This is a genomic window from Acidovorax sp., from assembly GCF_022763525.1.
Lineage (GTDB): Bacteria > Pseudomonadota > Gammaproteobacteria > Burkholderiales > Burkholderiaceae_C > Acidovorax.
On record NZ_JALEGG010000173.1, the window covers coordinates 1 to 17,510 of the forward strand.

At 65.1% G+C, this 17,510-nt stretch carries 21 protein-coding genes; 6 read left to right on the forward strand and 15 right to left on the reverse strand.

Translation table 11 applies throughout. The features are described 5' to 3' along the window. The 3 genes from MRY84_RS13390 to MRY84_RS13400 form a co-directional block, all read right to left on the reverse strand. Positions 1-581, reverse strand: a 581-nt coding sequence (locus MRY84_RS13390; protein ID WP_291506210.1) for a COX15/CtaA family protein, incomplete at its 3' end; no start/stop codon positions are given. Further along, positions 578-1,321, reverse strand: a complete 744-nt coding sequence (locus MRY84_RS13395) for a hypothetical protein (RefSeq protein WP_291506211.1) — start codon at positions 1,319-1,321, stop codon at positions 578-580. The genes MRY84_RS13390 and MRY84_RS13395, both read right to left, overlap by 4 nt. After that, a complete protein-coding gene (locus MRY84_RS13400; protein WP_291506212.1) occupies positions 1,263-2,048 on the reverse strand; it encodes an SURF1 family protein in 786 nt (261 codons plus the stop codon). Before MRY84_RS13400 ends, MRY84_RS13395 begins: the two co-directional genes overlap by 59 nt. Before the next feature lie 15 nt (positions 2,049-2,063). Between MRY84_RS13400 and MRY84_RS13405 the strand changes: the two genes are divergently transcribed. Then, positions 2,064-2,288 carry a twin transmembrane helix small protein gene (locus MRY84_RS13405; protein ID WP_291506213.1) on the forward strand — a complete coding sequence of 75 codons (225 nt, stop codon included), beginning with the start codon at positions 2,064-2,066 and terminating at the stop codon, positions 2,286-2,288. 96 nt (positions 2,289-2,384) lie between these two features. On the opposite strand, the gene MRY84_RS13410 is transcribed toward MRY84_RS13405, so the two are convergent. From MRY84_RS13410 to MRY84_RS13445, 8 genes are all read right to left on the reverse strand, one after another. Continuing rightward, complete coding sequence (locus MRY84_RS13410; RefSeq protein WP_291506214.1) at positions 2,385-3,266, reverse strand: cytochrome c oxidase subunit 3; 882 nt, start codon at positions 3,264-3,266, stop codon at positions 2,385-2,387. 73 nt (positions 3,267-3,339) lie between these two features. After that, positions 3,340-3,555, reverse strand: coding sequence for a DUF2970 domain-containing protein (locus MRY84_RS13415; RefSeq protein WP_291506215.1), 216 nt, complete (start codon positions 3,553-3,555; stop codon positions 3,340-3,342). Beyond that, positions 3,552-4,184, reverse strand: coding sequence for a cytochrome c oxidase assembly protein (locus tag MRY84_RS13420; RefSeq protein ID WP_291506216.1), 633 nt, complete (start codon positions 4,182-4,184; stop codon positions 3,552-3,554). The genes MRY84_RS13415 and MRY84_RS13420 overlap by 4 nt, the downstream gene beginning before the upstream one ends. Before the next feature lie 10 nt (positions 4,185-4,194). After that, the gene (locus tag MRY84_RS13425) at positions 4,195-4,305 is read right to left on the reverse strand and encodes a cytochrome oxidase small assembly protein (RefSeq protein ID WP_291506229.1); all 111 of its coding nucleotides are present in this window, start codon (positions 4,303-4,305) and stop codon (positions 4,195-4,197) included. A gap of 11 nt (positions 4,306-4,316) precedes the next feature. Beyond that, positions 4,317-5,951 (reverse strand): cytochrome c oxidase subunit I, encoded by a 1,635-nt coding sequence (ctaD, locus tag MRY84_RS13430; protein WP_291506217.1) that lies wholly within the window; start codon positions 5,949-5,951, stop codon positions 4,317-4,319. A gap of 29 nt (positions 5,952-5,980) precedes the next feature. After that, positions 5,981-7,150, reverse strand: a complete 1,170-nt coding sequence (coxB, locus tag MRY84_RS13435; RefSeq protein WP_291506218.1) for a cytochrome c oxidase subunit II — start codon at positions 7,148-7,150, stop codon at positions 5,981-5,983. Positions 7,151-7,209: 59 nt separating this feature from the next. Then, a complete protein-coding gene (locus tag MRY84_RS13440) occupies positions 7,210-7,686 on the reverse strand; it encodes a DUF2244 domain-containing protein (RefSeq protein WP_291506219.1) in 477 nt (158 codons plus the stop codon). Positions 7,687-7,845: 159 nt separating this feature from the next. Continuing rightward, the gene (locus MRY84_RS13445) at positions 7,846-8,778 is read right to left on the reverse strand and encodes a biotin synthase (protein ID WP_291506220.1); all 933 of its coding nucleotides are present in this window, start codon (positions 8,776-8,778) and stop codon (positions 7,846-7,848) included. A gap of 36 nt (positions 8,779-8,814) precedes the next feature. On the opposite strand from MRY84_RS13445, the gene MRY84_RS13450 reads away from it, so the two are divergent. Both MRY84_RS13450 and MRY84_RS13455 read left to right on the forward strand, forming a co-directional pair. Next, the gene (locus MRY84_RS13450; RefSeq protein WP_291506221.1) at positions 8,815-9,537 is read left to right on the forward strand and encodes a ComF family protein; all 723 of its coding nucleotides are present in this window, start codon (positions 8,815-8,817) and stop codon (positions 9,535-9,537) included. A 79-nt stretch (positions 9,538-9,616) separates the two neighbouring features. Beyond that, positions 9,617-10,144 (forward strand): tRNA (cytidine(34)-2'-O)-methyltransferase, encoded by a 528-nt coding sequence (locus MRY84_RS13455; RefSeq protein ID WP_291506222.1) that lies wholly within the window; start codon positions 9,617-9,619, stop codon positions 10,142-10,144. Positions 10,145-10,195: 51 nt separating this feature from the next. Here MRY84_RS13455 and MRY84_RS13460 read toward each other — a convergent pair whose 3' ends face one another. The 4 genes from MRY84_RS13460 to MRY84_RS13475 all read right to left on the reverse strand — a co-directional run bounded on the left by MRY84_RS13460 (position 10,196) and on the right by MRY84_RS13475 (position 13,191). Continuing rightward, positions 10,196-11,137: a LysR family transcriptional regulator gene (locus MRY84_RS13460; RefSeq protein WP_291506223.1), complete on the reverse strand. Its 942-nt coding sequence runs from the start codon at positions 11,135-11,137 to the stop codon at positions 10,196-10,198. A gap of 151 nt (positions 11,138-11,288) precedes the next feature. Continuing rightward, positions 11,289-11,753, reverse strand: a complete 465-nt coding sequence (locus MRY84_RS13465; protein ID WP_291506224.1) for a MaoC family dehydratase — start codon at positions 11,751-11,753, stop codon at positions 11,289-11,291. A gap of 72 nt (positions 11,754-11,825) precedes the next feature. Then, positions 11,826-12,440: a ParA family protein gene (locus MRY84_RS13470; RefSeq protein ID WP_291506225.1), complete on the reverse strand. Its 615-nt coding sequence runs from the start codon at positions 12,438-12,440 to the stop codon at positions 11,826-11,828. Between the two features lie 112 nt (positions 12,441-12,552). Then, entirely contained in the window at positions 12,553-13,191 is a 639-nt protein-coding gene (locus tag MRY84_RS13475; RefSeq protein ID WP_291506226.1) for a LysE family transporter, read from the reverse strand. 251 nt (positions 13,192-13,442) lie between these two features. Here MRY84_RS13475 and kefC point away from each other — a divergent pair, with 251 nt between their 5' ends. The 3 genes from kefC to MRY84_RS13490 all read left to right on the forward strand — a co-directional run. Continuing rightward, positions 13,443-15,353, forward strand: a complete 1,911-nt coding sequence (kefC, locus tag MRY84_RS13480; protein WP_291506227.1) for a glutathione-regulated potassium-efflux system protein KefC — start codon at positions 13,443-13,445, stop codon at positions 15,351-15,353. 208 nt (positions 15,354-15,561) lie between these two features. Next, positions 15,562-16,983 carry a Fic family protein gene (locus MRY84_RS13485; RefSeq protein WP_291506228.1) on the forward strand — a complete coding sequence of 474 codons (1,422 nt, stop codon included), beginning with the start codon at positions 15,562-15,564 and terminating at the stop codon, positions 16,981-16,983. 229 nt (positions 16,984-17,212) lie between these two features. Then, a partial coding sequence (locus MRY84_RS13490) for a TonB-dependent receptor plug domain-containing protein (protein WP_291506230.1) occupies positions 17,213-17,510 on the forward strand: 298 nt, incomplete at its 3' end.

A 17,510-nucleotide genomic window follows, 5' to 3' on the forward strand; every position in this document is an offset into this window, starting at 1 on the left:
AGCAGCACCAGCCCCCCAATGAGGTGCAGCGTGACAATGGCAGGGAAGAGTTTCATCGTCACCGTCAGCGCGCCGAAAGCCCCCTGCAGACACACCCAGAACAGCGTGAAGGTGGGCCACCACGGACTGATGGAGGGGCTTTCCCCCCCGCCACGCAAGGCCTTGCGGTGCTGCACCCACGCCGATACCGTGAGCACGATGATGAGCACGCCCACCCCCGTGGCCAAGTAGCGGTGGATCATTTCGACCCAGGCCTTGCCGTGGGTCACGGGACCGGTGGGCATGGCCTCCTGGGCCGCCGCGATCTCGGTGCGCGCGCCGACGGGGCTGGCGCTGCCGTAGCACCCGGGCCAATCGGGGCAGCCCAGGCCCGAGTCGGTCAGGCGGGTAAAGGCACCAAACAGCACCAGATCAAACGTCAGGAACAGGGTGAGCACCGTGAGTGCCTGCAGGCGCCGCAGGTGTGAGGTGTTGCGGTTGCGCCAGCCCACCCAAGCCAGCGGCCCCAGCGCAATCAGCACGCCCAGCAGCATCAGCCGGGCGACAGGCGCCAGATCGTAGAGCGGCTGGGTTTCCATCATGGCTTGCCGGGACGGCCGGCCTCGTCCCATGAGGCGGATGCGCGCAACAGGCGCTCCAGATCGCGCTTGGCCTTCGCCGCGCCACTCGCGTCCATGGCGGCCGGAAAGCGCATCATCCAGTTGCCCATGGGATCCACGACATACAGGTGGTCGGCGATCTGCTGGCCTTCGGCGGGCGCGAGCCAACCCGCCAGTGCAGCCGCATCCACGCGCAGCACCGTCGCCTTTTGCAATGCAGGGGTGAGCTCCGCAGGCACGCTGGCGGCGTCGTCCACCAGCCACACCCAGTCCACGCGGTCCTTGTCTTTGCCCACGCTTTCGCGCAACTGCCGCTGAAGGTACAGATGTTTCTGGCAGGCGGCGTTGCAGGTGCCGCCGGAAACGCTGACCAGCAGCCATTGCCCTTTCAGCGAGGCCAGCGGCACGGCCTTGCCGTCGAGTGCCGTGCCGTTCAGATCGGGCACGGTGCGCTGCGGGTTGATCAGCTCGCCATAGTTGCGCCGGCCCTCGGGACGGATAACGTAGTACGTGAAATACGATGCGATGACCGGGGCCGCACAGATGAGCAGCACGCCCAGCATCTTCAAGCGCCCATGGCGCGTGCGGTGTGCCTGGGCCACGGCGCCCGCGGCTTCGGGCAGCGTGTGCACCGTGAGCCCCAGCGGGTGATCCCCCTGGGCTTCAGGCGGCAGGGCGGCTGCGCGGGCGAATGAACCGTCGGACGAATTGGAACCAGACATAGAGAAGTGCAATCAGGCCGCAGAGCCCGAACCATTGGAATGCGTAACCGTAGTGTTTGTCGACGCCGGTGCCGACCACGGGCCAGTCGCGCAACAAGCCCTCACTGGCAGCGCCCGTCTGAAGCACCGTGAAAGGAGCCAGTGCAAGCCCCGTCTCGGTGCGGAACGATGCCAGGTCGAGATTTTGCCGGATGCGCGAAGACCCCTGCGCGCTATCGGCGCCCCGGAACTCGTACAGACGTGAAGGCGGCGGCGCTACGACCCCCTGGACTTGCACCATCGCGTCTTGCGGCGTCTGTACCTGGGGCAGCTGCACGCGGTCCTGGAAGTTGCGGGCAACCCACCCGCGCTGCACCATCACCACGCCACCGCCTGGCTCCGCCAATTGCAGGGGAGTGAGCACAAAGAAGCCGGGGCGGCCCCGCATCTGCCGGTTGTCGAGGTACACCGTGTGATCAGCCAGCCACCGGCCCTGCAGCCGGACGGCGCGATGCGCCAGGGATGCAGCGCCGTCTGCCGGCTGCGCCGCCCCACCTGCTGCCAGCAAGGCGCGGCCATCCATGGCAGGCATGCGAGCCCGCTCATCGCGCAGGGCTTGCAGGGCCTCCTTTTCAGCGGCGCGCGACAGCTGCCAGCGGCCCAGCGACCCGGTTGCCAGCATGCCCACAATGGCTGCCAGCGTGATGAGCCAGAAACGCAGGGCGTTACGGCGCGGGGAAGTGGTCACAGGATAATGGGCTCCATGAAATACCTTGTCGTGCTGGCGTTCATCGCCATTGTGGCCAGTCTGGCATCTGCCTTGTTCTTCATGATGCGCAACGGGCGCAACGACAAGTCCAAGGGCGGGCACATGGCCAAGGCGCTTGCGGTGCGGGTGGGCTTGTCCATTGTTCTGTTCGTGTGCATTCTGGTCGCATGGAAGCTGGGCTACATCCAGCCCACCGGCTTGCCGGCCGTTTCGAAATAGCATCTGGCCGGTGCATCTGCGGCGCAGCCGCCGAGCCCCAGCCCCGCCCATAAAAAAAGCGCCGCGAGGCGCTTTTTTTAAGGTCGCTGCTGTGGCTTACATCCAGTACACCAGCACATACAGGCCCAGCCACACCACGTCCACGAAGTGCCAGTACCAGGCAGCACCTTCGAAGCCGAAGTGCTTGTCGGCGGTGAAATGGCCCTTCTGCAGGCGCAGCGTGATGACCAGCAGCATGAGCATGCCCAGGAACACGTGGAAGCCGTGGAAGCCGGTCAGCATGAAGAAGGTCGAACCGAAGACGCCCGAATTGAGCTTGAGGTTCAGGTCCGTGTAGAGATGGAAGTACTCGTAGCCTTGCACCAGCAGGAAGACGAAGCCCAGCAGCACCGTGGCCCACATGAACGCGATCGTCTTGCCGCGCTGGTTTTCACGCAGGGCATGGTGGGCGATGGTCAGCGTCACGCCCGAGGTCAGCAGCAGGGCCGTGTTGATGGTCGGCAGCCAGAAGGGGCCGACGGTCTGGAAGGGTTCCACGATGCCGGCAGGCGAGGCTGTGGCGCCAGCAGCAATGCTCGGCCACACGGCCTTGAAGTTGGGCCAGAGCATGGCGTTGTCCAGGCTGCCGAGGGCGGGCACCGAATGCGCCCGAGCCCACCACAGCGCCGTGAAGAACGCACCGAAGAACATCACCTCCGAGAAGATGAACCAGCTCATGCTCCAGCGGTACGACAGATCGATCTTGTGGCCGTAGAGGCCGCCTTCGCTCTCGCGCACGGCGTCGCCAAACCATTGGTACAGCGTGAACAGCCACCACACCAGGCCAAGAGCCAGCGAATACTTGCCCCAATCGTGGCCATTGATCCACTGGCCTGCGCCCAGGATCACAAAGAACAGACCGGCCGCCGCCATCACCGGGTGACGCGACTCTGCGGGCACGTAGTAGTACGGGGTTCCGCCGTGGGTTGATGCACTCATTTCAGCTCCTGACTCTCAAAATCTCGGTTTTCAGTATTTGTTCGTACCAACCAACACACTCAAACTCATTCACTCAGACGATCAAGTTCACCAGCCCGATCAGGCCCACGACCAGCAAGAAGACCGCCGCGAGCCCCACCGCGATGATGTGCAGAGGATTGATCTTCTCAACATCCTGCTGGTACTCGCTGCCCTTGCGCAGGCCGATCAGCGACCAGGCCACCGCCCGTACGGTACGCGGCAGCGAGCCCTTGCGCTCGTGTGGCTTCTGCTCCCGGGGAGCATTCATGAGCCTGCTCCTGCACCAATGGGTGCCGCAGGCAAGACCGATACCACGGCGGCAGACGAAGGTGCGGGAGGCGTCTTACCGCCCACTTCGAAAAACGTGTACGACAAGGTGATGGTCGTCACATCCTTGGAGATACGGGGATCGATCACGAAGGCCACCGGCCACTCTTTCTTCTCGCCCGGCTCCAGCGTGTACTGGTTGAAGCAGAAGCACTCCAGCTTGTTGAAGTGCGCTGCAGCCTGCCGCGGCGCATAGCTGGGAATGGCCTGTGCCGCCATGCGCCGGTTCTGGATGTTCTGGAACTCGTACATCACCGTGGTCAACTCGCCCGGATGCACTTTCACCAAACGCTGGGCAGGCTTGAAATCCCACGGACCGCGCGCGTTGGCATCGAACTCGACCGTGATGGTCCGGCTCTTGTCCACCTGGGTGTTGGCAGGCACCTTCACGTCCTTGCCCGCGACGCCATTGCCCGGCACCTGCCGCTCGGAGAGCGAAAGGATGTTGATGCCCGTCATCTCGCAGATGTGCTTGTAGATGGGAATCAGCACGTAGCCGAAGGCGAACATGCCGGCCGCAATCACGACCAGCTTGCCGACCATCTTGGCGTTTTCGCGGCGCAGGCTCATGGCAGGGCAATCAGCGGGAAAGCAGGACCACCTTGACCATGAACCCGACAAAGAACACCACCGCAATCGACGCCAGGATCAGCGCCAGCCGCAGGTTGTTCTTTTTCTGCTCGGGTGTCATGGGCATGGTGTTCAGCCGATCACGCGGGTCGCGGTGGCGTCCAGCTTGGGCGGATTCTCGAAAGTGTGGAACGGCGCGGGCGATGGCACTTCCCATTCCAGCCCTTCTGCACCATCCCAAGGCTTGGCCGCCGCCTTCACGCCGTTGCCGCGCATGGCGGGCACGATCACCGCCAGGAAGAAGTACACCTGCATCAGGCCAAAGCCCAGCGCGCCCACGGAGGCAATCGCGTTGAAGTCAGCGAACTGCATCGGGTAGTCGGCATAGCGGCGGGGCATGCCGGCCAGGCCCAGGAAGTGCATCGGGAAGAAGGTGATGTTGAACGTGATCAGCGAGCCCCAGAAGTGGATCTGGCCGCGGGTTTCCGAATACATCACGCCGGTCCACTTGGGCAGCCAGTAGTACACGCCGGCAAACATGGAGAACAGCGAGCCCGCCACCAGCACGTAGTGGAAGTGGGCCACCACGTAGTAGGTGTCCTGCAGTTGGATGTCGATGGGCGCCATGGCCAGAATCAGGCCAGTGAAACCGCCCATGGTGAACACGAAGATGAAACCCACGGCGAACAGCATGGGGGTCTCGAAGGTCATGGAGCCGCGCCACATGGTGGCGATCCAGTTGAAGATCTTCACGGCCGTGGGCACCGAGATCAGCATGGTGGCGTACATGAAGAACAGCTGGCCGGTGACGGGCATGCCGGTCGTGAACATGTGGTGAGCCCACACGATGAACGACAGGATGGCGATGGACGAGGTGGCGTACACCATGGAGGCATAGCCGAACAGCTTCTTGCGCGCGAACGCGGGCACGATCTGGCTGATGATGCCGAAGGCCGGCAAGATCATGATGTACACCTCGGGGTGACCGAAGAACCAGAAGATGTGCTGGTACATCACGGGGTCGCCGCCGCCAGCGGGGTTGAAGAAGCTGGTGCCGAAGTGGCGGTCCGTCAGCGTCATGGTGATGGCGCCTGCCAGAACGGGCATCACGGCGATCAGCAGGTAGGCGGTGATAAGCCAGGTCCAGGCGAACATGGGCATCTTCATCAGCGTCATGCCGGGCGCGCGCATGTTCAGGATGGTCACGATGATGTTGATCGAGCCCATGATGGACGAGGCACCCAGGATGTGCATCGCGAAGATGCCGGCATCCATGGACGGGCCCATCTGCAGCGTCAGCGGCGCATACAGCGTCCAGCCGGCGGCGGGTGCGCCACCGGGCATGAAGAACGACGCCACGAGCATGATGGCCGCGGGGATCATCAGCCAGAAGCTGAAGTTGTTCATCCGGGCGAAGGCCATGTCGGATGCACCGATCTGCAGCGGGATCATCCAGTTCGCAAAGCCCACGAAGGCGGGCATGATGGCGCCGAACACCATGATCAGGCCGTGCATGGTGGTGAGCTGGTTGAACAGCTCGGGGTTCACCAGCTGCAGGCCCGGCTGGAACAGCTCGGCGCGGATCAGCAGCGCCAACACGCCGCCGACCATCAGCATGGTGAACGCGAACAGCAGGTACAGCGTACCGATGTCCTTGTGGTTGGTGGCATACACCCAGCGGCGCCAGCCGGTGGGACCGTGGTGATGGTCGTGGCCGTCGTGTGCGTGGTCGCCCGCGTGACCGTGGTTGTCCAGAACTGCGCTCATGTTCGATTCCTCAATACGTTGGGCGATGATTACTTGCCACGCTGGGCCACGATTTCAGCCGGCTGCACCAGCTGACCCGTCTTGTTGGACCAGGAATTCTTGGTGTAGGTGACCACGGCGGCGATGTCGGTGTCGCTCAACTGCGCCCAGGCAGGCATGGCGCCGTTGGCGGCACCCTTGAGCACCACCTGGATCTGCTTGGCATGGTCAGCGTCGAGCACGATGGCAGAACCGTCCAGCGGCTTGATCGGGCCCGCGCCCTTGCCGTTGGCCTGGTGGCAGGCTGCGCAGTTGGCGGCATAGACCTTCTCGCCACGCTTGGCCAGGTCGTCCAGCGCCCACACCTTGGACGGGTCGTCCAGCTTGGCAGCGGCCTTCTTCTTCTGGTCGGCCACCCAGGCGGTGTAATCCTCGGCGGAGACGACCTTCACATGGATCGGCATGTAGGCGTGCTCCTTGCCGCACAGCTCGGCGCACTGGCCGTAGTAATCGCCCACCTTTTCGGCGCGGAACCAGGTGTCGCGCACGAAGCCGGGGATCGCGTCCTGCTTGATGCCGAAGGCCGGCACCATGAAGGCGTGGATCACGTCGTTGGCCGTGGTGATGATGCGGATCTTCTTGCCCACCGGCACCACCATCGGGTTGTCCACCTTGAGCAGGTAGTCGGCGGGAGCCTCCGCCACGTTGCCGCTGTCGGACATCACGCGGTGGCTGCTGTCCAGCGTCGAGATGAACGCCAGGCCTTCGCCTTCGCCGGCAATGTAGTCATAGCCCCACTTCCACTGGTAGCCCGTGGTCTTGATGGTGAGGTCGGCATTGGTGGTGTCCTTTTGCGCCACCAGCACCTTGGTGGCAGGCAGAGCCATGAGGATCACGATGATGAAGGGGATCACGGTCCAGACGACTTCCACCGTGACGGACTCATGGAAATTGGCCGACTTGGCGCCCTTGGAACGGCGATGCTTCCAAATCGAATAGAACATGACAGAGAACACCGCCACAAAGATGACCGTGCAGATGATGAGCATCATCCAATGCAGGAAATGCTGCTGCTCCGCGATCTTGGTGACCGGCGGGGCCAGGTTCAACTGGTTGACAGCGGGGCCGCCAGGCAGGTCCTGAACGGCATGGGCCGCGCCGCCCACCCATACACCGGCCATCAACAGCAGAGAAGCCAGCTTGTTGGAAATGCTCTTCATAGTTCTCACTTACTTCTAAGCCTCAATTTAACCAATCCCTTTCGCGCGCCTGCGTGGGGTCAGGCTGCGCGCAAGGCCATCCGGATCTCCGATGCCAGGGCCGCTCGAAGTTCGGGGCGCATATAGCGCCCCACTTCGACCGTCCGGCCCTGCGCAGACAGCATGATCAGCGAGCGGTCGCCGGTCTTGGGCTCCACACGAACCCGGCTCCGGTCAAACTCGGCGCGCTGCAGTCTGCCTGCGGTTTCCAACTCCACCACAAGGCGCGAACCCTGCAGCGAAATCCTCTCGCCATCGGCCGCATGGCGGCCATAGATGGCAAGTGCAATGCCCAAAACCATGATTTCGAGCCATGCCACCAGCATGGCCTGAGGAAACCCGAGCGTCCAGAACCAGGTGGCCGCCGTGAGAGACGCCGTGCACAGGAACAGGTACATCCCGCCCAACTGCATCGGGGTCACCGCGCAATGGCGAGCAAGGCGCCAATCAACGCGCTGGCCCGATACTGTGGCGAAACGAAAAACCAAGCCCATCACCGGAAAGTGCTCACAAGACTACTCACTGAGGTGCAGCCGTGCTCTTGGGGTCGAGGCGACCCAGCAGGCCGATTGCGCAGGAAGATGCCCGAAATCTCTCTCTATCACCAAGAATTGTAGCCTGCCTTGCGCTACATCATTGACACGGAAGCCTCCGGGCTACCCCTTAGAACCGTTCGAGTTCGGGGTGCCGTTGCGCAGCATGGTGCGCATGTCCGCCAGCGAAACGGCGCTGCTCGAGCTCACACGCACGCGGGGTGTTGGCTTGAAGGCATGACCGTAGATGACCTCGAAAGTCAGCGCCAGTTGGCCGCCGTGCTGCGGATCTGCCAAGCGCTCGGACATCGACTGATGGAGCTTCTCGCGCCAGCGCCGCCCGCGCAATGAGGGAAAGCGATCAGGATGAAGGTTGCAACCGAGCTCGCGCAGCTCTTGCACCAGGCGCTCCGGCGTGGCAAACGTGAGCGTGATGCGCTCCATGTCCATCACGGGCTCGGCAAAACCGGCCTGCACCAGCATGTCTCCCCAGTCGTGCATGTCGGTCAACGCATGCCCCGCAGGCGGGTAGCCCAACGCAGCGTAGAGGGCGTGCAGCTCGCGCAGGGTGTCCGGGCCCAGACAGGAGAACATCAGGTATCCGTCGACGGCCAGCGCACGATGCCATTGCGCCATCAGGTCGAGGGGGTCGGCGGCTGTGTGCAGCGCCATGTTGGACCACAGCATCTTCACGCTGGCATCGGCCGGCGCACCCCACTGCGGATGGGCCGCGGACCATCGGGCGGGGCTCCACCACGGCTTGGCCAGGGCTTGCTCGGTCACTGCCGCGCAATGCGGCGAGGTCTCATAAATCTGGCATCGAGCCTGGGGATAGCGGGCGCTAACCAGCGCGTGGCCTTGCAACCCGCCACGCAGGGCGTCCCAATGGCACCACGATTCGGGTGCCTGGCGTATCCACTGCAAGCGCTCTTCCATGCGGCGGGCGACCTCCTCGTGCAGCCAGGGCGAGACCGCCGGAGCGGCTGCATGCCAGCGTGCCGCGGCAATGGGGTCAATGGTGGGCGGCCGCTCGGCGGCGTGTGAAGACGGTGGCATGTGCGTGGGACGGAGGACGCGCGAGTATATTGACCCATGCTTTTTTCCGGGCTCACAGGGGTTTCACGCCGACTTCGCAGCTGGGGTGACGCCCTGCCCAGCCAGTGTGCGTTTTGCCACGCGTGGCCCGCGCGGCGCGTTTGCAACGCGTGCGCCGCGCGGTTCGCGCAGCCCGCGCACCGGTGCGGGCGCTGCGCGTTGCGGGTGCCGCCGGGCGTGGCGGTTTGTGGGGCCTGCCTTCGCGCACCGCCGCTGCTCGATGGTTGCCTGGCAGCGGTCGACTACGCCTACCCCTGGGCCGAGGCGTTGGCAGAGTTCAAATTTCGTGGCGATCCAGGCTGGGCCGGGGCGCTGGCCTCCCTGCTGCGCGACATCCCCGGGATGACCGCGGCCCTGGAAGCCGCCGACTGCGTGCTGCCCGTCCCCCTGTCTTCCGAGCGGCTGCGCGAGCGCGGATTCAATCAGGCGGCACTGCTGGCGCGTCGCCTGGCGGGCCCCAAAGCCGACAACGCCACCCTGCTGCGCCTGCACGCGACCGAAGCGCAAAGCGGCCTGCCCCGGGCCGAGCGGCTGCGCAACCTGCGGGGTGCGTTTGCGGTGGAGCCGGCTCGGGCCGGGGCCGTGGCCGGCAAGCGGGTGATGCTGGTCGATGACGTGATGACCACGGGCGCCACGCTGCAGGCCGCCGCCGAGGCGCTGCGCGCGGCCGGTGCTGCCCACGTCACCGCGGCCGTCCTGGCGTGCACCGGGCTGGATTAGGGCCCAAGCCGTACTGACGGGATACTTTTGATTACGAGCGGTTGCTCAACTCACATCCCGAGCGATGACAATCGAGCCCATGTTCCATATCGTCCTCGTCGAGCCCGAGATCCCGCCCAACACCGGGAATGTGATTCGCCTGGCGGCCAACACCGGGTGCACGCTCCATCTCATCGAACCCCTGGGGTTCTCGCTTGAAGACCGGCAGATGCGCCGCGCGGGGCTGGACTACCATGAATACGCCTCCGTGCAGGTGCATGCCGGATGGACGGCGTTCCTGCGCGACGCCCAGCCCGACCCCGCGCGCATGTTCGCGATGACCACGCATGGCGAGCAAGCCGTGCACTCCAACGCATTTTTTCCTGGCGACTGGCTGGTGTTTGGCGCGGAAACCCGTGGCCTGCCGCCCGAGCTGCGAGAGAGCTTTCCCCCTGCCCAGCGCCTGCGCCTGCCCATGGTGGCGGGCCAGCGCAGCCTGAACCTGTCCAACGCCGTCGCGGTCACCGTCTTCGAGGCATGGCGCCAGAACAGCTTTGCGATGCCTGACGGCAAGGTCACGGTGGAGCCCGAAGGCACGATCATCAGCGGCTTTGCCCAGTTGGGCTAAGCGCCGGTTCACGATCTCGCGGGGGCCGCGGCGGGGCTGCTATCTTGGTGGCTATCTGACCTGGCCGCGCTGTTGCGCCACAGCCAGGGACACGTGCTTGCTGAGAAAATCCAGGAACACCTTGGTGCGCGCAGGCAGCATGCGGCCCGATGGCAGCGCGGCATAGATGGTGTAGCGCGAAAAGATCCACCCGGGCAGGATGTGCACCAATTCGCCCCGGGCCAGGTGCTCCTCGGCCAGCAGGCGCGATGTGACCGCCACCCCGGCGCCGTCCACCGCCGCCCGCAGCAACAGTTCGGTGCTGACGGACTGCAGCACAGTGGGCACATCCACTTCCTGTACCGGCAGATCGCCGCTGAGGGACTGCAGGCGCAGCTTGCGGCCCGGCCCCATCTGCGAACGCGCTGCCATGCCGGAATCCCGCAGATGGTCGTGGAGCATCAGGTCTTGCGGTTCGCGCGGAATGCCCCTGCGCTCCAGGTAGGCAGGCGATGCCACGACGATGGCCTCGCCCTGCAGCAGCGGGCGCGCCACGATGTTGGCATCAAAGTCCTCGCCCGCCACCATGATGGTCACGTCAAATTCGTCCACGCGCGCGCTGGCAAAGGCGTCGATGCTGATGTCCAGCATCAGCTTGGGAAAGCTGGCGTGCCACAAGGCCACCATGGGTGCCAGGAAGTTCGTGGCCAGCACGGGCGCGGCCACGATGCGGATCGTCCCGCGCAGGTCGCGCGTGTTGGCGGCGGCAGCGGCCTCGGCGTCGTCGATCTCGTGCAGGATGTTGCGCACGCGCTGCAGGTAGGCGTCACCCGCGTCGGTGAGCGCGAGCTTGCGCGTGGTGCGCTGCAGCAGCCGCGTGCCGAGGTGCTGCTCCAGTTCCGCCACCATGCGGGTGACCACGGGGGGCGACATGTCCATGGCGCGGGCAGCGGCGGCAAAGCCGCCCTCTTCCACCACACGCTCGAAAACCTTCATGGCTTGCAGGCGGTCCATGGTCAGGCCTCTTGTTCCAAGCAGAGCGTGGCCAACGTGCCGGCGCCTCCAGTGGCTGGCCTTTCAAGGCGCGCCTGCGCAGGCTTGGACGTGCCCGAAGAGCCGCTGCCTTTGGCGGCGGTACCGAGGCGCGAAGCGCCACAGGGGGATGTCAGGGTTTTGTGCCGAAGTTGCGGGCCAGGGATTCGGCCACGCACACCGGCTTGTCGCTGCCCTCGCGCTCCACGGTCACGAGCCAGGTCATCTGGATGCCGTCGGGCGCCACCGGTTCGGCTGCCTGCAGCGTGAGGCGCGCGCGCAAGCGGCTGCCCACCGGCACGGGCGCCGTGAAGCGCACCTTGTTGAGCCCATAGTTCACGCCCATGCGCGAGCCTTCGATGGCCAACCCCTTCTCGAAGAACTGCGGTATCAGCGACAGTGTGAGAAACCCATGTGCAATGGGTGCTCCGAACGGGCCGGCCTTGGCACGCTCGGGGTCCACATGGATCCACTGGTGGTCGCCCGTGGCCTCGGCAAACAGGTTGACCTGTTCCTGCGTGATGGTGATCCAGTCGGTCACGGCCACTTCCTGGCCCACGCTGGCGCTGATTTCGGAGTAGGAGCGAAAGGTTTTCATGGCCCCAATGTAGCGCCGCGCCCTTTGGTGCCTTGTCGGGCGCGGGACAGGGCCACGTCTGCAGTCTGCCGCTTAGAACCATGCGCAAATGTCCTGCCACTGCTCCAGGTCGCGCGCGACGCGGCCGGGCGCCACGTCGAACAGCGTGAGACCGTGCGCCGCCAGGTGGATGTAGTTCTGCGTGTCGCGCAAATAGCCCAGCACGGGGAAGCCCAGGCTGTCGACGAAGTGGTGCAACTGCTCGGCCGCCTTGGTCCGGGCATCCACCCGCATGCCGACAATGCCCACGGGCACGCCCGCCGCGTGGCGGTGCTCGGCCAGCTGGTCCAGGAAGCTGCGGGTGGCGAAGATGTCGAACACGCTGGGCTGCAGCGGCACGACGATCTTGTCGGCCAGCTTGAGCACGTCGTTCAGGCGCCAGCCGTGCAGGCCGGCGGGGGTGTCGAGCACCGCGTGCGTGGTGCCCTTGGGCGGGCGGCTGATCACGTCCGAACTGATGCCTTCCCACAAGCCGATGGGGCGGGCAGCGGCCGGGCGCAGGCCGAGCCACAGCTTGGCGGATTCCTGCCGGTCTGTGTCGCCCAGGATCACCGGATGCCCCTGGCTTGCAAAGTAGCCGGCGATGTTGGTGGACAGCGTGGACTTGCCCACGCCGCCCTTCGGGTTGGCGACAACGACTACTGGCATGACAACCTCCTTGGATTCAGAACGTCCATGAAAACCCAGGCCAAACAAGCCCCCAGCGCCTACAGATCAAGCGCCGGCAGCTACCAAAAAAGAAGCAAAATCCCTCATCCGGTCAAGCGTGCTGCCCGCCGCGCTTGACGAAGAACAGCCCCGCGCCCACCGCCATCAGCAAGCCGCCAAACACGCGGTTTTGCGTGCGCACGGCCCGGGCGCTGCGCATCAGGCGGCGCAAGGCGCTGGCCCCGAAAGCGTAGCCATGCATCACCACCACGTCCACCGTCACCGTGGTGGCGGCCATCACCAGAAGCTGCGTCCACAGCGGGCGGGTGTCGGTCATGAACTGGGGCAGCACGGCCACCATGAAGATGATGCCCTTGGGATTGGTCGCGTTGGTCAAGAAGCCCGTGAGGCAGCGCTTTTGCCAGGTCCCGGCGGCTTCTGTGTCGTCGCCCTGCACGGGGGATTGGTCCCCGGAACGCCACTGCGTGAAGCCCACATAGATCAGATAGCAGGCGCCCATCACCTTGACGATGCTGAACGCTACCTCCGAGGCCAGCAGCAGCGAGCCCACGCCTGCCCCGGCGATCAGCAGGATCAGCAGCAAACCCAGCTGCAGGCCCAGGATGGTGGCGCCGGTCTTGCGCACACCGAACGACAGGCCATGGCTCATCGACAGAACTGCGCCCGAGCCCGGCGATACCGCAATCAGGCACGACGCCGCGAAAAAAGCCAGCCAAGTCTGCAAATCCATGAATCACCAAGCCCGTGTGCAACGAAGGGCGAGCATCTTAACAACGCCCTCGCCTCGCTGCCATGATCCAGGTAAAAATGGCCTCCAGCGCTTGTACAACAAGCGCTGATAGCTATCAATATTGAAGTAATCGAGAAGCCTGACGCCCCTGCCCTGCGGCATCGCCGCACCGATGCCAGAATCCCACACGCCCGCCCCAGCCTGCTTTCCTGCAACGCCCTTCCCTCCCAACGCCACCAAACACCCACTCCATGGAACACGCCCCCACCTGGCTCACCTACGGTTTCCTGTACCTCACCGCGGCCGTGCTGGCTGTGCCCATTGCCAAGGCGCTGGGCCTGGGGGCCATCATTGGCTACCTGGCGGCGGGCATTGCCATCGGACCCTGGGGACTCGGCCTGGTGAGCAACGTGCAGGACATCCTGCACTTTGCAGAGTTCGGCGTGGTGCTGATGCTGTTCCTCGTGGGACTGGAGCTGCAACCGAGCCGCCTGTGGGCGCTGCGCCGCCCCATCTTCGGCACGGGCACGGCCCAGGTGCTGGGCTGCGCGGCCGCGTTGTTTGCGCTGGGCGCGCTGGCGGGCCTGCCCTGGCGCGTGAGCCTGGTGGGGGCGTTGGGCCTGGCGCTGTCGTCCACCGCCATTGCCCTGCAGGTGCTCGCCGAGCGCAACCTCATGCGCACGCAGAGCGGCCAGGCGGGTTTTTCCATCCTGCTGTTCCAGGACGTCGCGGCCATCCCCATCCTGGCACTGCTGCCCGTGCTGGGCGCCGCCGCGGGCGACGGTGCGGGCCACACACCCGCCGACATGGCCCTGGAGGTGCTCAAGATCGTGGGCGTGATCGCCGCCATCATCCTGGGCGGACGCCTGCTGCTGCGCCCCGTGCTGCGCTGGATTGCCAAGAGCCGCACGCCCGAGATCTTCACCGCCGCCGCGCTGCTGCTGGTGGTAGGCATCGCCTACCTGATGGTGCTCGTGGGCCTGTCGATGGCGCTGGGTGCCTTCCTCGCCGGTGTGCTGCTGGCCGACAGCGAATACCGGCGCGAACTGGAGGCCGACATCGAGCCGTTCAAGGGCCTGCTGCTCGGCCTGTTCTTCATCGCCGTGGGCATGAGCATCGACTTTGGCGTGATCCTGCGTTCGCCTGGGCTGATGGCCGCCATCCTGGTGGGCTTTCTCGCAGCCAAGGCCATCGTCATCTACACCCTGGCCAAGCTCGTGGACATCCCCTACCAGGAGCGCCCCGTGTTCACGCTGCTCCTCGCCCAGGGCGGCGAGTTCGCGTTCGTGGTGTTCCAGGCTGCAGCGGGCGCCAGCGTGTTCCCGGCCGAGACTGCCTCGCTCCTCATCGGCGCCGTCGCGCTGTCGATGCTGATCAGCCCGCTGCTGCTCGTGGTGATGGACCGTGTGCTGCTGCGCCGCTATGCCCAGCTCAAGACCGCCAAGCCCCAGGCCGAAGAAATCTCCGAACCCCAGAAGGCACCCATCATCATCGCGGGCTTCGGCCGCTACGGGCAGATCGTCTCGCGCGTGCTGCTGGCCCAGGGCATCCCCACCACCGTGCTGGACCACAGCGTGGAGATGCTCGAAGTGGCCCGCACCTTCGGCTACCGCGTGTTCTACGGCGACGCCACGCGGCTGGACCTGCTGCGCATTGCAGGTGCCGAGCACGCACGCATCCTCGTCATCGCCGTGGACGATGCGGAGCAGTCCCTCAAGATCGCCAAGCTCGCGCGCGAGCACTTCCCCGAGCTGCAGATCGTGGCGCGCGCGCGCGATGTGACGCACTGGAACAAGCTGCGCGACCTGGGCGTGACGCTGGTGCAGCGCGAACTGTTCGAGTCCAGCCTGCAAAGCGCCCACACCGTGCTGGAGCTGATGGGCCTACCCCCAGCGCAAGCCACCGCCATCACCCAGCGTTTTCGCACCCACAACATCGCCCTGGCCGACCGCATGTACCCGCACCACAAGGACCGCGCCAAGTTCATCGCCGTGGCGCGAGAAGGGCGCAACCAGTTTGCGGAGCAGATGGCGCGGGAGCGGCAGGAGAGTGCGGCGATGAATACGGCGGGTGCGGAGTACCCGGGGTATGGGGGAGTGGGGAGTGCCGAAAACGGGGATGGGGCTGCACAGGGCGGAGATCTGGATAAAAACAGGCTGTAGAGCTTACCCCACATGCGCAAGCAGCTACATTTTCAATAGCACCAATCAAAACCTGTCCCGAACGGACGAAACGAAAACGGCAGGATTGGCAGCGGGCGGCGCTACGTCATGACGCGCAAATTTATTTCGCGACAGAATTTTGTCGCGTAAACTGCTTTCGCGACAAAATTCTGTCGCGATTTGAGCTTGCGCCACCACAAACCCCGCCATGCCCCGCACCACCCTTGCCCAGGAACTGGACCAGCTCGCAGCGTTGATTCACAAAGCCGGCACCGCCGGGGTGGGCAGCGACGCTCTCCTGCAACAGCTCGGCGGCACGCATGAGCGCCGCACCCTGCAGCGCCGCCTGGCACGGCTGGCAGAGCAAGGGCGCATCACGGTGCGCGGCGAGGGGCGAGCCACCCGCTATCACCCCAGCAATCCAAGCCACCCGCAGGCGTCGCCTGCTGAATCCACGCCGCCCGCAGCGTGGACGACTGCCGTCCCCTCCGCCGCTGACTACGTCCCCACCTCCGCAGAAGGCGCAGCCATCCGTGCCGCCATCTCCCAGCCGCGCCACTTGCGCAAACCGGTGGGCTACCAGCTGGAATTTCTGTCGCAATACCACCCCAACCACACGGCCTACCTGCCGCCCGCACTGCGAGAGCAGTTGCACGCTCTGGGCCGCTCCCCCGCCGATCAAACCCCTGCAGGCACCTTCGCCAAAGACATCCTCAACCGCCTGCTGATCGACCTGTCCTGGGCCTCGTCCCACCTTGAAGGCAACACCTACAGCCGCCTCGACACCGAGCGCCTGATCGAATTCGGCCAGGCCGCCGAAGGCAAAAACGCGTTGGAAACCCAGATGATCCTGAACCACAAGCAGGCCATCGAATACCTGGTGCTCCAGCCTGAACACGCGCAAGTGCGCACCGACACGCTGATCGCGCTCCACGCCTTCCTGTCCGACGGCCTGATGGCCGATCCCACCGCCGTCGGCCGCATCCGCCGCCGCGCCGTGGAGATCGGCGGCAGCGTCTACCAGCCCATCGCCCTGCCCCAGCGGCTTGAAGAACTCTTCGGCATCGTCACGCAGATGGCCGCCGAGATCACCGATCCGTTCGAGCAAGCCTTCTTCCTGATGGTGCACCTGCCCTACCTGCAGCCGTTCGAGGACGTGAACAAGCGCGTCTCGCGCTTGGCCGCCAACATCCCGTTCATTCGCCACAACCTGTGCCCGCTGTCGTTCATCGACGTGCCGCAGCAAGCGTATGTGGATGGCATGCTGGGCGTGTACGAACTCAACCGCGTGGATCTGCTGCGCGATGTGTTCGTCTGGGCGTATGAGCGGTCTTGCCAGCAGTACGTGGCGGTGAAGCAGAACCTGGTGCCGCCGGATATTTTTCGGCTGCGGCACCGGCAGGCGCTGGCGGAGGTGATTGCAGCCATCGTGCGGCAGGGGGAGGCGCCTACGGAGGATGCGGTGAAAAGCAGGATGCCCGCTTCCGTTCCGATAGCTGACCGCGACCATTTTGTGCAGTTGGCGCTGGCCGAGTTTGGCGCGCTGCATGCGGGGAATGCGGTGCGGTTTGGGATTCGGCCGTTGGAGTACCAGGAGTGGGATAGGAAGCGCAGAAGTGCCCCCGACTAGCGCCAGAGAGACAAACAAGAATTATTCGCATTAAAATCCCCGTCTTGCCGCCAGCCAACGTCCCCGAATTGCCACGTGAGCCAGCGCCTTTCGCGCTTCTTGCTCACCCTTTTCTGGGATTTCCATGTCTCCTCAGCCCCTGCGCTCCGCGCGCACCTCGCGCTCGTTGCCGTCTGCCCACGCGCCCTCGTCGTTGACGCGACAGCACCGCCTGTTTGCACTCACGCCCATGGCTCTGTCCCTGTGCCTCGCCCAAGCCGCCATGGCGCAGCAGGCCGACGCGCCGCCCGCCGACCCGGCTGCCGCCGCCCCCCAGCTCCAGGAAGTCCGCATCAACGCCAGCACCGAAAAAGACATGGGCTTTGCGCCCGTCGAAGCGCAGACGGCCAGCAAGGCGCCCATGCGGCGGCTGGAAACGCCGCAGTCCGTCAGCGTGGTCACGCGTGAGCAAATGGAATCCCGGCAGATCACCAACGTGCAGCAGGCGCTGCAGACCGTGGCGGGGGTGAGCCCGGTCAACTTTGGGC

Coding starts and splice junctions, on each gene's coding strand:
- MRY84_RS13395 (WP_291506211.1), bottom strand. CDS start 1,321: ATGTCTGGTTCCAATTCGTCCGACGGTTCATTCGCCCGCGCAGCCGCC.
- MRY84_RS13405 (WP_291506213.1), top strand. CDS start 2,064: ATGAAATACCTTGTCGTGCTGGCGTTCATCGCCATTGTGGCCAGTCTG.
- MRY84_RS13410 (WP_291506214.1), bottom strand. CDS start 3,266: ATGAGTGCATCAACCCACGGCGGAACCCCGTACTACTACGTGCCCGCA.
- MRY84_RS13415 (WP_291506215.1), bottom strand. CDS start 3,555: ATGAATGCTCCCCGGGAGCAGAAGCCACACGAGCGCAAGGGCTCGCTG.
- MRY84_RS13420 (WP_291506216.1), bottom strand. CDS start 4,184: ATGAGCCTGCGCCGCGAAAACGCCAAGATGGTCGGCAAGCTGGTCGTG.
- MRY84_RS13425 (WP_291506229.1), bottom strand. CDS start 4,305: ATGACACCCGAGCAGAAAAAGAACAACCTGCGGCTGGCGCTGATCCTG.
- ctaD (WP_291506217.1), bottom strand. CDS start 5,951: ATGAGCGCAGTTCTGGACAACCACGGTCACGCGGGCGACCACGCACAC.
- coxB (WP_291506218.1), bottom strand. CDS start 7,150: ATGAAGAGCATTTCCAACAAGCTGGCTTCTCTGCTGTTGATGGCCGGT.
- MRY84_RS13445 (WP_291506220.1), bottom strand. CDS start 8,778: ATGCCACCGTCTTCACACGCCGCCGAGCGGCCGCCCACCATTGACCCC.
- MRY84_RS13450 (WP_291506221.1), top strand. CDS start 8,815: ATGCTTTTTTCCGGGCTCACAGGGGTTTCACGCCGACTTCGCAGCTGG.
- MRY84_RS13455 (WP_291506222.1), top strand. CDS start 9,617: ATGTTCCATATCGTCCTCGTCGAGCCCGAGATCCCGCCCAACACCGGG.
- MRY84_RS13460 (WP_291506223.1), bottom strand. CDS start 11,137: ATGGACCGCCTGCAAGCCATGAAGGTTTTCGAGCGTGTGGTGGAAGAG.
- MRY84_RS13465 (WP_291506224.1), bottom strand. CDS start 11,753: ATGAAAACCTTTCGCTCCTACTCCGAAATCAGCGCCAGCGTGGGCCAG.
- MRY84_RS13470 (WP_291506225.1), bottom strand. CDS start 12,440: ATGCCAGTAGTCGTTGTCGCCAACCCGAAGGGCGGCGTGGGCAAGTCC.
- MRY84_RS13475 (WP_291506226.1), bottom strand. CDS start 13,191: ATGGATTTGCAGACTTGGCTGGCTTTTTTCGCGGCGTCGTGCCTGATT.
- kefC (WP_291506227.1), top strand. CDS start 13,443: ATGGAACACGCCCCCACCTGGCTCACCTACGGTTTCCTGTACCTCACC.
- MRY84_RS13485 (WP_291506228.1), top strand. CDS start 15,562: ATGCCCCGCACCACCCTTGCCCAGGAACTGGACCAGCTCGCAGCGTTG.